Here is a 13,359-nt window from a genome sequence, read left to right as displayed (position 1 = left end):
CCCTGGCCAGACCGACATGACCCGCATCCACAACCTCGGCTTTCCCCGCATCGGCGCGCGCCGCGAACTCAAGTTCGCGCTGGAGGCCTACTGGCAAGGCCGCAGCAGCGCGGCCGAGCTGAACACCCAGGCCGCCCGGCTGCGCGAGCGCCACTGGGCGGCGCAAGCCGCGCTGGACTTTGTGCCCGTCGGTGACTTCTCGCTCTACGACCAGGTGCTGGACATGAGCTTCACGCTGGGCCACCTGCCGCAGCGCTTCCAGGGCTTGGACGGCGCGGCGCTGGACAACTACTTCCGCGTCGCCCGCGGGCGGTCTGCGCCGCCGGCCGAGGGCCACGGCGCCTGCTGCGGCGTCGCCGCCGGCGAGATGACCAAGTGGTTCGACAGCAACTACCACTACATCGTTCCCGAGTTCCGGGCCGGCCAGACCTTCCGCCTGGACGCCTCGCGCCTGCTGCAGCAATTGGCCGAGGCCCAGGCCCAGGGCCGGCCCGCCAAGCCGGTGCTGATCGGTCCGCTGACCTACCTGGCGCTCGGCAAGGCCAAGGACGGCAGCGAGCGCCTGGACCTGCTGCCGCCCTTGCTGGCGGTCTATGCCGAGCTGCTGGACATGCTGGCGGCGCACGGCGCCGGCTGGGTGCAGATCGACGAGCCGCTGCTGGTGACCGAGCTCGACCCTGGCTGGGCCCTGGCCTACCGCGAGGCCTATGCCGTGCTGGGCACACGCCGCACGCAGCTGCTGGTGGCCACCTATTTCGGCCCGCTGCGCGAGAACCTGCCGCTGCTTGCCGAGCTGCCGGTGCAGGGCGTGCACCTGGACGCCGTCAACGCCCGCGACGAAGTGGCGCCGCTGCTGGCCGCCTTGCCCGGCGACCGTGTGCTGTCGCTGGGCGTCATCAACGGCCGCAACATCTGGCGCACCGACCTGAACGCCACGCTGGACTGGCTGGAGCCGGTGGCCCGGCAGCTGGGCGAGCGGCTTTGGCTGGCGCCGTCCTGCTCGCTGCTGCACGTGCCGATGGACCTGGCCCAGGAGCAGCAGCTGGACGCCGAGCTCAGGTCCTGGCTGTCCTTCGCGCTGCAAAAGCTGGACGAGCTGGCGCTGCTGGCGCGCGCGCTGCGCGAGGGGCGCGCCGCCGTGCAGGCCGAACTGGACGCGAATGCCGCGGCGCTTGCGGGACGGCGGGCGTCGCCGCGCGTGCACAACCCGGCGGTCGCGCAGGCCCTGGCCCGCGTGGATGCCGGGCTGGCCCAGCGCCCCTCGTCACATGCGCAACGCGCCGCCACGCAGGCTGCGCGGTTGCAGCTGCCGGCCTTTCCCACCACGACCATCGGCTCCTTCCCGCAGACGCCCGAGATCCGCCAGGCCCGCAGCCGGTTCAAGGCCGGCGAGATCACGGCCGCGGCCTACGACGACGCGATGCGCCGCGAGATCGCGCATTGCGTGAAGGCCCAGGAGGCGCTGGGGCTGGACGTGCTGGTGCATGGCGAGGCTGAGCGCAACGACATGGTGGAGTACTTCGGCGAGCAGCTGGACGGCTATGCCTTCAGCCAGTTCGGCTGGGTGCAGAGCTATGGCTCACGCTGCGTGAAGCCGCCCATCCTGTTCGGCGACATCAGCCGCCCGCGGCCCATCACCGTGGCCTGGAGCCGCCATGCGCAGTCGCTGACCGAGCGGCCCATGAAGGGCATGCTGACCGGGCCGGTGACCATGCTGAACTGGTCCTTCGTGCGCGACGACCAGCCGCGCGCCACCACCTGCCGACAGCTCGCGCTGGCGCTGCGCGAGGAGGTGCTGGACCTGGAGCGCGCCGGCCTGCCCATCATCCAGATCGACGAGGCCGCGTTGCGCGAGGGCCTGCCGCTGCGCCGCGCTCAGTGGGGCGACTACTTGGACTGGGCCGTGGCCTGCTTCCGCCTGATGGCGGGCGGCGTGGCCGACGCGACGCAGATCCACACCCACATGTGCTACTCAGAGTTCAACGACATCCTGCCGGCCATCGCGGCCATGGACGCCGACGTCATCACCATCGAGACCTCGCGCTCGGACATGGCGTTGCTGGACGCGTTCCGCAGCTTCCGCTATCCCAACCAGATCGGCCCGGGTGTCTACGACATCCACTCGCCCAACATCCCCAGCCAGGCGGACATCGTGACGCTGATGAAGCGCGCCGCCGAGCGGGTGCCGGCCGAGCGTTTGTGGGTCAACCCGGACTGCGGGCTCAAGACCCGCCAGTGGGCCGAGGTGACCCCGGCTCTGCAGCGCATGGTGGCCGCAGCCCGGCAGCTGCGTGCCGAGCTGGGCTGAGCGTCATTTGGCCGGGGCCGGGGCCGGAGCTGCGGCGGGGCCGTCCAGCCGGATGACGCGACGGGCGCGGCTCTCGGTGTCGCTCAGCGACTCGCTGACCAGCCGGTTGTGCTGCGCCCAGTCGTCGGCGCTGCGGATGATGCTGGGCTTGATCAGCACCACCAGCTCGCGCTTGCGGCCGCTGTTGGCGCGGTTGCCGAACAGCGTCGACGTCAGCGGGTTGGTGTCGGCGCCGGGCAGGCCCGAGCCGCGCCGCGACGACTCCATCTGCATCAGCCCGCCGATGGCCACGATGTGGCCATCGGGGATGCGCACCACGGTGTCGCTCTCGTTGACGCTGGCGCTGGCCAGCGGCAGGCGGAAGTTGCCCACCTCGCCCAGGTCCACTTGCTTGACCTTTTCGGTGACGGCCGACACCGACGGGTGGATGTGCAGCGTGATCATGTCGGCCGCATCGATCTGCGGCGTCACGTCCAGCGCGATGCCGCTGAAGAAGGGCGTCAGCGTCAGTGTCGGGATCTGGTTGGTGGTGTTGCCGTTGGTGCCCGTCGTCGTACCGCTGTTGCTGCCGCTGATGCCGGTGATGAAGTAATCGTCCGTGCCCACCTTGAGCACGGCCTTCTGGTTGTTCAGCGTCGCGATGCGTGGGCTGGACAGGATCTGCGTGTCGCCGTGGCTCTCGACGAAGCTCAGCAGCGCCTGGAAGCCGCCGCGCGCCAGCGCCAGGCCGAAGGTGCCGCCGCCGGCCGAGGGCAGGGGGATGAGGTCGGGCCAGTTGGGGCTTTGCGTGCCGCTGGACAGCGTGGGCAGGCCTCGCGTGTTGCTGACGAGCGGGTTGATGATGCTGTTCACGCCGCTCGGTGTGGACGGGTTGGCGCTGGTCTGGCCGATGGCGCCGCGCTCGCCCACGCGCGACCAGTCGATGCCGCTCTGGTAGCCCTCGCGCAGCTCGACCTCGACGATCTTGGCCTCCAGCATGACCTGGCGCTCCACCGCCACGCGCGTGGCCTTGAGCCAGGCCTCCACGTGGCGCAGCTCCTCGGGCATGGCGCGTACGGCCACCGTGCCGGTCTGCGGGCTGGTGATGACGGTGCGGCCCTCGCCGCTGCCCACCAGCGCCCGCAGCGCGGCGGCGGTCTCGGCCCAGAAGTCGGTGGCGACCTTGGTGCTGAGCTGGCTGCTCTCCTGCTGCTGCACGCTGTTGCTGCTGCCGCCGCTGCCGGAGGCGCCTGCGCCCGTGCTGCCGGCGGCGCCGCCACTGCCCCCGCTGCCGCCACTGCCGATCGGCGCTGCACCCGAGCTCACGCGCACCTCGCTGCGGCCGCTGCGCTGGTGGGCCAGCGCGTTGATGGTGAACACGCGGGTCTGCAGCGTCGGCGGGAAGACGGTGATGCGGCGGCCGTCAATGGTGTAGTCGAAGCCGTAGACATCGCGGATGGCGTCCAGCGACTCGCGAATCGTGACGCCCTTGAGCGTGACCGAAAGCTGCCCCGTCACGGTGGGGTGCACCAGCATGCTGTAGCGCGTGTCGCTGACCAGGGACAGGAACACGTCGCGCGCCGGCGCGCCGTTGACGATGAGGTCGAAGCGCGGCTCTGGCGGCGCGGCCGGCGCGATGGGTACGGCAGCCACCGGCGCCGAAGGCGGTACGACGGCCGCAGCCACGCTGCTGGCAGCGGGGGCCGGTGCAGGCGCCGAGCGCTGGGATTGCAACTCGTCGCGCAGGGCTTGGCTGGGCTGTGCCAGGCGCAGGGGCTTGTCTGCGCAGGCGGCCAGCAACAGAGCCGTGCTGAGCAGCAGCAGACGGGGGGCGGGGGCCTTCATGGCTTCTCCTTGGATTTCTTGATGCCTGAGGCGGCCGGACTTGGCGAGAGGGCTGGGGCGCGCTTTTCGACGCCGCCGTACAGCGACTCCCGGCGCAGCGTGCCCGCAGCCTCGCGGAACCAGACGGCATGTTCGGTGATGCGCTCGATGCGGGCGCCGTCCAGGCTTTCGCCCACGGCATAGCGGCGACCGCGTTGAACCACGTAGGCGCGTCCGTCGGCCATGATCACTTGGCGCACCGGTGCTACCGCAATGGCATCTGGCGCAGACGCCGCAGGCGTTGCCTGTGCGGCGACGGCAGCGCGCAGCGCGGGCGGCCATTGCGTGGGGTCACGCGCAGCGACGGGCTCCTGCCCCGAGGCCGCTGGACTGGCCACGGCGCTGGCCATGACGCACAGCCACAACCAGGTTCTCATGGCTGCACCCTCAACAAAAACAATTGCACCTGCAAACGGGACGACTCAGGGCCGCTGCCGGCCGCCAGTTGAAGGTCGCCCCAGCGCAGGCCAGGCAGCTCGCGCTCCAGCTGTTGCAGGTAGCGCTGGGCGACGGGATAGCTGCCGCGCACCACCAGTTCCACGCCTTGCCAACTCATGCCGGGCAGCAGCTGAGACGACGACGGGGCGCCGGCGCTGGATGGCGCGGAGGCTGTGGCGCCTGACGCTGGGGCCGATGCCGCGGTGGCCATGACGGGGGTGTCGTCCAGCAGGCGCAGACGCTCCAGGCTGAGCCCGGCTTGCTGGGCCAGCAGGCGTTGCAACACGGCCGACAGGCCTTCGGCGGAGCTGACTGCCGCGGTGTCCCGCAGGGCGGTGTCGAGGCGCGTGCGCTCGGCGTGGGCGGCTTCGATTTGCACGCGCCATGGCGTGGTGGTGTCGGCTGCACCGCTGCTGGCGTTGACGAAGCCGCTGCGCAGTTGCGCCAGCTCGGTATCTTGCTGGCGGCGTTGATCGAGCCGCTGCTTCTGGCGGCTTGCTTGTGGGCCCAACACCCAGGTGTCAAACGCTGCAGCCAACACGGCCACGATGCTCAGGAACAGGATGGCGCGTTCACGCAGGCTCAGGGCGTCAATCCGCTGGGCGTGGCGCGCCCAGGCAGATTGCAGCGGGGCCAGCTGGCGCTGCAGCCACGCACGATCGATGCGGGTTTGGGCTTTCATCGCGCAACTCCTTGCGGAGCGGAGGCGGCCACCGGCGAACTCACCACGCGAAAGCTCCATACGGGCAGGCCGCTGGGGGCGGTGGCGCCGCTGCGGTCGAACAGCGGGGTGGCATCACCGGCTGTTGCGCCCACCCGGTCCACGCGCAGGGCGGTGAGTTCCTTACCGGCGAGCAGCGGGTGCGCCGCAACCTGACCGAGCCAGGGGCGCAGCACAGCGGTGTTCAGCGTGCCGCCAGCCACTTCCAGCCGGCCCGGCGCGTAACGCACCTCGGTGACCCACGCGGTATCCGGCAGGCTGCGGGCCAGCAGCGCCAGCACGTCGGAGTGGCGTTGCCCGACGGGCGCCGTGCCATCGCGGCCCAGGCTGACGAGCAAGCCGCGGCGCTGGGCGTTGCCCGCCTCGAGCTGCTGCAGTTGCTGCTGCAGTGCCGTGGGGTCTTGCGGCGCGGGCAGGCCGGCCTGGGCGACCTGCAACTGTTGACGTTGCTCGGCGTACTGAGCCATCAGGGCTTGGTGCTCGGCTTCGATGCGGCGCTCGCGTTGCTGCAGCCAAAACGCCGCCGCCAGGCCCGCCAGCAGCATCAGGGCCGCCGCCTGCAACAAGGTCAGCGCCGAGAAGTAGCGCTTGGGTGCCAGCAGGATGGGCGTGAGTAGGTTGATCTGCTGTGGCATCAGAGTCGGCGGTTCTCGGTGCGCAATGCGGCACCCAGCAGTGGCAGGCAGGCGGCCAAGGCGGCACGGGCATCGCCTTCGGGCGCGGGCGCGTTGGGACCAAAGGCCATCAGCGGGTTCAGCGCGACGGTGCGCTGTCCCAGTTCACGCTGGATCAGCGCGGCCACGGCGTCGCCATGATCGGCGGTGAGCACGTACAGGCGCGCCAGCGGCAGCTCAGGCCAGCTGCGCTCCCACACATCGATGGAGCGCTGCAGTTCAACCACCAGCGGAGACTCCTGGTGGCTGGCGGTTTCAAAGTCGCCCCCGGGCTGGTATTCAAAGCCCAGTGGCACTTCGACCGGGCTCACGGAGGGGGTGTCACCACGGGCTCGGGCCACCAGGTCGGCGTCGGGTTCGATACGCCGGGTGTAGAACAGTTCGTCACCCGCGCACACCACCAGCAGGCATTGCGTGTCTTCGATCAACACCGCCGCACAGGCGCGGCCGCTGAGGTCGTCGCGGCGCGCTTGTTGAGCGAGCAGATTGCGCAGGCTGGTTTCCCAGATGTCCACGATGCCGATCTCGCTGTGCATGGCCGCTGCACCGCGGGCCAGCGCCTCAATCGCGCGATTGCGGGCAGCCACCACGAACAGCTGACGCTGCGCGCGTTCCACATCGCCGCCGACGTGAAGCACATCCAGCGTGAGGTCGGCGCCGTCGACGTCGACCATGTCCTTGATCAGCCAGCGTGCGGCTGCCTTGAGCTCCTGCTGGGGCACGCTGGGCGTTTCCACCTTGAGGATCTGGTAGTGCTCCGGGTCGAGCAGTGCAATTGCTTCACCGGCGGGCAGGCTCTTGGCTTCGGGCATCAGGCCCCAGCGCAGCAGTTGGGCGGGTTCACCTGCGGGAGCGCCGCTGGTGAGCACGAAGGCATGTTGTTCGCCCACGCGCCGCAGCACAAGGCGTTGGTTGTTGCGGCGAGATGACCAGGGCCATCGCATCAATAGTTCTCCCGCTGGTAGACCACGCCATTGCTGCCGCGGTACAGCCCCCACACGGCGCGGGCGCTGGGGTCGCTGGTGTAGTTGCCGCCGCACCACGCACCACGCAGCGCCGCCAGGTTGGCGCCCGTGGTGGCAGCCGTAGTGGCCGTCCAGCCGGCGGCGGTTTTGAGGCACGAGGCGTCTGACGGGGAGCTCCCCGTGCCCAAGGCCACGGCGATGTCCGCACTGCCCACGCGGCTGCCGCCGGGCGCCGCCAGCGTGATGAAGGTGGGGCTGGTCGGGTTCACCGTGACGCTGCTGGGGCTCATGACCAGGTCGGCCGCCGTCAAGGACTTGCGCAGATTGCCGAAGCTCAGATTCGCAGCGGTCACGCGGGTGCAGGCATCCAGGGGGTTGGTGACAAAGGCCGTGCCGTTCCAGTACTGGGCAGTCAGCGGCAGTGTGAGCGGCCGGTTGGCCGCACTCATGCCATTTTGGAGGCGCAGGCGTCCGTGTCGCAGCGGGATTTGTCCCAGCAGTGTGCGATCCGCCCCATTGGCCGGACTGTCGGTGTCGAGGTTGAGCGTCAGCATGGTCACGCCGTCAGTGTCGGTGGGCGCGATACCGAACTGTGCCGTGTCAAACGGGCCGTCGGGCACCGCAGCTCGGGCCACACGAGCGGTCAGGGTGATGGCCGCTGTGCCTGCGCTGCCGCCCGTGGCCCAACTGCCCGTGCTGGCGGATGTGCTGACGCGGGTGCCGGGTTTGAACATCGTGCTGCCGCTGATGCCGGCAAGACTGAAATTGCCTGGGGTGGTGAGGGCCAACTTGGCGTAGCTGCCCACGTAATTGCGCGTGGTGGCGCCCGCCGCGTTTTGAGCGGTGAGGGTGAAGCCCAAGGTCACGTCCTCGTCCAGATAGGTGAAGCTGGCGGCCGCTGCGCAGGACATCGCGCTGCGGTGCGCTGCGCTGTACCCGCTGAGCGCAAACCCTGCTGGCACAAAGCGGCCCACACGGTTGCTCTGCACGCCGCTGGCGTTGAACACCGTGGCGTTGAGCGCGAGCCCGCTGGCGAGGAAGTTGCTCACCACGCCGGTGGTGTTCAGCTGAAAGCTGCCGGCTTCGCTGTAGGTGAGGTTGATCCAGTTCACGCTCCCGCCGCCTTGGGAGGTGATGGTCCCGGTGCCGAGCGTGCCGAGCACCCCGCCTGATGAGGCCGTGGGCGTTTGGGACCCGGCGAGTGCACTCAGGGTCACCGTGCTGTTGAAGCCAGCAGCCACGCCACCGGCCGACACCTGGCTCAGCGTGGCTGCAGCGTCGGGCACGCCGTCGTTGGAGGCGTCAGCGCCACCGGACCATCGGTAGGCCGTCGCCGTCGCTGAGAAACTGGCGCCGGCCTTGCCGAAGACGGCGTCGCTCGCGAGGCTGCCGCCCGGATTGCCGGTGCCAGACAGCGTGAGGCCGCGGATGGCGATGGTGAATGGCCGCACGACCAGGTCGCCGACGCTGCCGCTCAACGTGGTGGTGGCGTAGGTGAGCGAGTCGTCGTCGAGATTGAGCCTGTACTTGCCGATGTCGGTGGTCCCGAGGTTCAAACTGGCCACGCCGCTGGTGAAGCTCAGCGCAAGGTTGTTGGATGCAGGACGTGCTGCCGGGATGGTGAGGGCAGGGCTGGTCACGCTGGGCGCTGTCCAGGTGCCGCCGCTGTCGGTGCGCCACAGTTTGAGATTGCGCGTGCCGGTGAAGTCGGTGGCCACGCCGCAGCTGCCGGTGCTGGGGTCTTTCTTGATGAGTGAGACCTGCATGTCGTGTGGGCGGCCTGCCACCACGACGTTGCTGCCACTGACGCGGCCGCTCAGATCCTCTGACCAGACGAAGGCGTTGTCTCGAAAGGCAATGGTGGCCGAGGTGGTGCTGGCGCTGGGGTCCATCGAGTCGGCGACCGTGACGGTGATGTTCTGCGCGAGGCTGTGGCTCAGTTGGAGCTGCACGCTGCCCGCATCCGCCACCGCGTATTGGTAACTCGCGGCCCCGCTGTTGGCCGAGCCGGCCGTGAAGCTGCCTTGCGGTGCGGAGGCCGTTCCGGGTGACCAGTTGCCGCGGCCCGACGAGGTGGTGACGTTGACGGTGCCGTTGTAGTTCAGGATCGTGGCGCCCGCCGCGTCGCGGGCCGTGATCGTGAGGGTTTGCGGCTGGCAGGTGGACGCGGATCCCGTGCCGCTGATGTCAAAGCTGGCCACGGCTGCAGGCACACAGTGGTACAGCTCTTCGGCCGGAATGGCGACGAACGTGCTGGATCCGGGCGGTTGCCATTCCAACTGGATCACGGCGCTGCCACCGCGCTCGTAGTACTCCAAGGTCACCGGCACGTAGCTGCCTGCGATCAGCGACATGGCGCTGCTGACGTCGTAGCTGGCGCTGTGGTCGCTCCAGTTGTCGACCGCGTTGCTGCCGTTCACATACAGCCGTACGCCGTCGTCCGAGCGGGTGCGAAATACGTAGCTCCCGCTCGTGGGCACACGGATCAGGCCGGTCCAGCGCACGGTGAAGTCATCAGCGCCGACGCCTGACACGCCGGGTGCGCCGCCGCCCCAATCGAAGTTGACGGTGCTGTCCACGCGCTGCACGGCCGTTCCGCCAAAGTAGGCCTCGGGAACGCCGTTCTGGCTGTAGTAGGCGCCGAGCAGGCCGCTGGCCAGGGTGGTGGGGGCGTAGGCCACCTGCTTGGTGCTGTTGGCCGCGATCGTGTTGCCGGCCAGATCACGCACGTTGTTGACAGTCAGTGTTCGCGTGGCGGTCATGGCTGGACTCATCGTGAGCGCCACCGCCGTACCGTCACCTGCCAGGGTGGCGCCCGTGATGGTGTGCCCGCCGGACAGGCTGTAGTTGGCCGTGTTCTGCGCGGTGGACGCATCGACCGGCTCCGAAAACGTGACCAGCATCTGGCTCGTGGCGCCGCAGGCGAGCTGGGCCGACACGATGGTGGGCGGTGCAGCATCGGTAACGCCGCTGTACAGCCCCTGCGTACCGTCACCCTTCGGGATCACCACGAGGGTGGAGCCGACAGGGCTGGGGCCGGCCCAACTCAGGCGGATGGACTGTTCGCCGCCGCGCTCGTAGTACTCCAGCTTGAATTTGTACCGGTTGCCCGCAACGAGGTTGTTGCTGCACGCCACGCGGTAGGTGGTGGTGGACTGCTCCACCCAGCGGTCAAACAGCTCGTTGCTCTGAAAAACGCCGTCATTGCTGCAATCGACCCAGAGGCGGATGCCGTCATCGGCTTCGATCTGCAAGGTGTACGACCCCGTGGCGGGAATCAGCAGGCTGCCGGTGTAGCGGATCTGGTAGTTGTCGGAGCCCACACCGGGCGCTGGCGACGCGGTGGAGCGCAGGACGCTGATGGTCGATTCGACCCGGTCCACCACGGCCCCACTGGCGGGGACGCTATCGGGTGGCGGGCCGCTGTAGTTGAAGTATTCCGCACGCACGCCGGGCGTGCCTTGGCCCAGGGCCAGTCCCGGCAACAGGGCCACCACGCAGGCAGCGGCGGCGCAGCGGAGACGCTGAAGCAGCTTCATCAGGCTCTCAACGTGACACCGTGCGCGCCATCTGACGCTCGGTGAAGGTGGGTTCGCTGGTGGAGCCGTTGGGGCAGGCCCCGCCCGCGGTGATGTTGCAGGCCGTGGCCACCAGTTCGTAGAAGACCAACGCGGTACCGCCGTCGCTCACCGTGCCTGTGCTGGGCGTTCGCGTGCAGGTGATGGTGACGGTGAAATCCGCGAGTTGGTCGGGCATCTGGATATTGCGCGCGCTGAAGCACCCGGGTGCGCTGGCCCCGGCCAACACCTGATAGCTGCCCCACTCCAGACCCGCCACGGCCGCCTGATACGCCTTGGCGGCCGCCAGCTCCCCGGCGGAGCCCAGTTGCTGCCGTTGGCTCAGGGCCGCCAAGGCGGTACCCAGCGCCGCAAGCACCACCAGGATGAACAGCATCGACATCATGGTGAAGCCGTGCCGGCGGCTGGCGAGATGGAGGCGGGGCTTCACGGCAGGTTGTCCACGTGCACCGCGTGGTAGAGCGATACCGACTCACCGTTGCGGGTCAAGGTGATCTGCAAGCTGGCCAACGCGTAGCGGGCACCCGCGGCGCCGGTGGTGTAGCTGAAGCTGCAGGCGCTGACGTCCTTGGCCAGTACCGCGCTGGTGCCTCCGGTGGGTGGGTCTGCCTGCGTCGCATTGAAGCCGTAGCCGGTATGACGAGTGAGCGTTTGGGCTGCAGTGTCGCAGCGGTAACTCACGGGCGACTCGATCGCGTAGACCCGATAGGGCGGGGCCAACAACGCATTGGGCAAGGCAGCACCAGTCAGGCCCACCGTTGTGGCGTCGCCCGCTGGGTTGGTGGCGCTACGGACGTTGGCCAGCGTGTAGGCATCGGCGTCGGCGATGCCGGCACCGAGGTTGAACCACGCCAGTTGCTGGCTGGCGCGGCTCAGGCGCAACGCAGGCCCGACGATGCTGAAGCTGCTGTCAGCCGGTGTGGTGCCGAACTGGAGCGGGTCGCCCGACTCGGTGGCGTAGCGTGCGCCGCCGCTCACCGGGATGAGTTCCACGGTCCGGCCGCTGGCTGCCACGCGCACACTGTTGGGCAGTGCCAGCGCTAGGTCGCGGGCCATGCGGCGCAATGCGGTGTCGGCGTGATCGCCCAATTTGGCGCGGTCGCTGCTGGCGAAGTAGGCAGACGTCGCCGGCAAGATGAATACCGACACCACGGCGATGACCACGCCGGTGATGGTGATCACCGTCACGGCTTCGATCAGCGTGAAGCCGCCCTGACGGCGGCTGCGTTCAGTCCGGCGCATTGGGGGCATACCGGGTTCGCCAGCCTTGAAGGTTGAGGGTGCTGCCGTCGGGGGCCGTGACGGTGACGGTGATCTTGAGCGCGTCAGTGGACGACACCGTGTCCAGCGCTGCAGCGGCCACGGCGACCGAGGCGCTGTAGTTCGCCAGCCCGGGCACCACCGTGTTGTTCAGGTCGCGAATGCCGGTCATGGAAAAGCCGGCGTAGTCGTTGACGTTGTTGAAGAAGCTGGTGGGGCCGTAGCGTGTTTGCCCGGCTTCCGGCCCACTGTTCTCCGGCAACGAGGCGCAGGCGCTGGCAGACGCTGCGGTTTCGACATTGGCGTCCGAGGGGTCACAGCGGGTGAATGGCATCAACTGCACTTCGCGCAGCAACGATTCGGCAATGGCGAGTTGCTGGCGACGGATCATCGGATCGGCGCTGGCCCGCGTGGCGGTCACGAACACTTGCAGCATGGCCGCCAGGGCGATACCCACCACCACCACAAACAGCAACAGTTCAATCAAGGTCAGGCCGCGCTGACCTCGGTAGCGGAGTGAAAACGGCATTCCTCGAATGCTAGCCCGGCGCCGCATGGCCAATCGTTCAAGGAGTGGGGTAGATCAGCCCGGTGTCCGCTTCGATGCGGTAGCCCTGGCTGTAGTCGCCGTAGGCCACTGTGGCCACCAAGGCTGCACCGGTGCTGGTGGTCACCGCGCCGCTGTTGCCGCTGTTGAATGTGACGGTACGGCTGCCGCTCTCGGCAATGCACGGTGACTCCGTCGCAGGGCATGGCAGCGTGCCGACGGTCGCGCCGCCAACATAGGCCCAGGAGATGCCAGTGCTGTTGATGGTGGTGACGATGGCGCGACGCTGCTGCAGCGACAGGCGCAGCATGGCCTGATGGCGAGCCTGGAACTCGTCGCCAAAAGCACGCAGCCGCCACAGCGTCGTGTCCAGCACTCTTGGGAGGGCGAACACCGCCAGGGCGGCTGTCATCACGATGACGAGGATCAACTCAACCAGCGTGAAGCCGCGGCATGCGCCGCGGTTCGAGGGGCCACGCGTGCTGCGCGGCAGGCGCATCAGGAGATGCCGGTGGCCGTGAAGTTGGCCGTCTTGCCGTTGCCCGTCACGACGCAGTTGGTGACCGTGGACTCCGCCGTGATCGCCGCAGCCGTGATGGTGTAGCCGCTGGGCAGGCCGGTGCCGGCGGTGCCGTTGTAGCTTTGCATGGTCTTCTCGACATCCGTGCAATTCGCGATCGCCACGCCCTTGCTGCTGTTGGCCTTGCGCGAGGCGTAGTTGATGGCCGAGCCGGAGCTCAGCGCGCCCGCCACACCGTTGACTGCGGCCTGCTTGGCGTCGTCGTCAACGTTGACAAACTTCGGCAGCGCCACCGCGGCCAGCACGCCGAGGATGACGATGACCATCACCAACTCGATCAGCGTGAAACCAGCTTGTTGGGGCTTGTTCATGGGGAGTCCTTCCTGCGCAATGCGCTCTCGTTCTGGGATACCCGCACTATCGTGCAAGCCTGGGTGGCCCAGGAGTGAAAAGCGCACGCGTTTGCGGGCTGAATGCAGCTGGGC

The 13,359-nt window shown here is 68.7% G+C and carries 12 protein-coding genes; 1 reads left to right on the top strand and 11 read right to left on the bottom strand.

Translation table 11 applies throughout. The features are described 5' to 3' along the window. Positions 1-16: 16 nt before the first annotated feature. Positions 17-2,308 (top strand): 5-methyltetrahydropteroyltriglutamate--homocysteine S-methyltransferase, encoded by a 2,292-nt coding sequence (gene metE, locus NYO99_RS05040; protein ID WP_268165994.1) that lies wholly within the window; start codon positions 17-19, stop codon positions 2,306-2,308. A 3-nt stretch (positions 2,309-2,311) separates the two neighbouring features. Here the strand turns inward: metE and NYO99_RS05035 are convergent, their stop codons facing one another. From NYO99_RS05035 to NYO99_RS21340, 11 genes are read right to left on the bottom strand one after another with little or no spacing between them, the layout of a single operon-like run. Then, positions 2,312-4,132 (bottom strand): secretin N-terminal domain-containing protein, encoded by a 1,821-nt coding sequence (locus tag NYO99_RS05035; RefSeq protein ID WP_268165993.1) that lies wholly within the window; start codon positions 4,130-4,132, stop codon positions 2,312-2,314. Next, on the bottom strand, positions 4,129-4,548 hold the full coding sequence (locus NYO99_RS05030) for a hypothetical protein (RefSeq protein WP_268165992.1): 420 nt from the start codon (positions 4,546-4,548) through the stop codon (positions 4,129-4,131). The genes NYO99_RS05035 and NYO99_RS05030 overlap by 4 nt, the downstream gene beginning before the upstream one ends. Next, positions 4,545-5,291: a hypothetical protein gene (locus NYO99_RS05025; protein WP_268165991.1), complete on the bottom strand. Its 747-nt coding sequence runs from the start codon at positions 5,289-5,291 to the stop codon at positions 4,545-4,547. The genes NYO99_RS05030 and NYO99_RS05025 overlap by 4 nt, the downstream gene beginning before the upstream one ends. Continuing rightward, entirely contained in the window at positions 5,288-5,965 is a 678-nt protein-coding gene (locus NYO99_RS05020; protein ID WP_268165990.1) for a hypothetical protein, read from the bottom strand. The genes NYO99_RS05025 and NYO99_RS05020 overlap by 4 nt, the downstream gene beginning before the upstream one ends. After that, positions 5,965-6,948: a hypothetical protein gene (locus NYO99_RS05015; RefSeq protein WP_268165989.1), complete on the bottom strand. Its 984-nt coding sequence runs from the start codon at positions 6,946-6,948 to the stop codon at positions 5,965-5,967. The genes NYO99_RS05020 and NYO99_RS05015 overlap by 1 nt, the downstream gene beginning before the upstream one ends. Further along, entirely contained in the window at positions 6,948-10,508 is a 3,561-nt protein-coding gene (locus tag NYO99_RS05010; RefSeq protein WP_268165988.1) for a DUF6701 domain-containing protein, read from the bottom strand. Before NYO99_RS05010 ends, NYO99_RS05015 begins: the two co-directional genes overlap by 1 nt. A 7-nt stretch (positions 10,509-10,515) precedes the next feature. Further along, on the bottom strand, positions 10,516-10,977 hold the full coding sequence (locus NYO99_RS05005) for an MSHA biogenesis protein MshP (RefSeq protein WP_268165987.1): 462 nt from the start codon (positions 10,975-10,977) through the stop codon (positions 10,516-10,518). Next, positions 10,974-11,789, bottom strand: coding sequence for a type II secretion system protein (locus tag NYO99_RS05000; RefSeq protein WP_268165986.1), 816 nt, complete (start codon positions 11,787-11,789; stop codon positions 10,974-10,976). Before NYO99_RS05000 ends, NYO99_RS05005 begins: the two co-directional genes overlap by 4 nt. Next, positions 11,776-12,336 carry a type II secretion system protein gene (locus tag NYO99_RS04995; RefSeq protein WP_268165985.1) on the bottom strand — a complete coding sequence of 187 codons (561 nt, stop codon included), beginning with the start codon at positions 12,334-12,336 and terminating at the stop codon, positions 11,776-11,778. The genes NYO99_RS05000 and NYO99_RS04995 overlap by 14 nt, the downstream gene beginning before the upstream one ends. A 37-nt stretch (positions 12,337-12,373) precedes the next feature. Next, entirely contained in the window at positions 12,374-12,853 is a 480-nt protein-coding gene (locus NYO99_RS04990) for a type II secretion system protein (RefSeq protein ID WP_268165984.1), read from the bottom strand. Further along, the gene (locus tag NYO99_RS21340) at positions 12,853-13,245 is read right to left on the bottom strand and encodes a type II secretion system protein (RefSeq protein WP_326494820.1); all 393 of its coding nucleotides are present in this window, start codon (positions 13,243-13,245) and stop codon (positions 12,853-12,855) included. The genes NYO99_RS04990 and NYO99_RS21340 overlap by 1 nt, the downstream gene beginning before the upstream one ends. Positions 13,246-13,359: the final 114 nt, after the last annotated feature.

The sequence above is a fragment of the Roseateles hydrophilus genome (assembly GCF_026712245.1).
Taxonomy (GTDB): domain Bacteria; phylum Pseudomonadota; class Gammaproteobacteria; order Burkholderiales; family Burkholderiaceae_C; genus Pelomonas; species Pelomonas hydrophilus.
The sequence above is the reverse complement of the archived record's forward strand: the minus strand, read 5'-3'. Positions and strand labels throughout refer to the sequence as shown.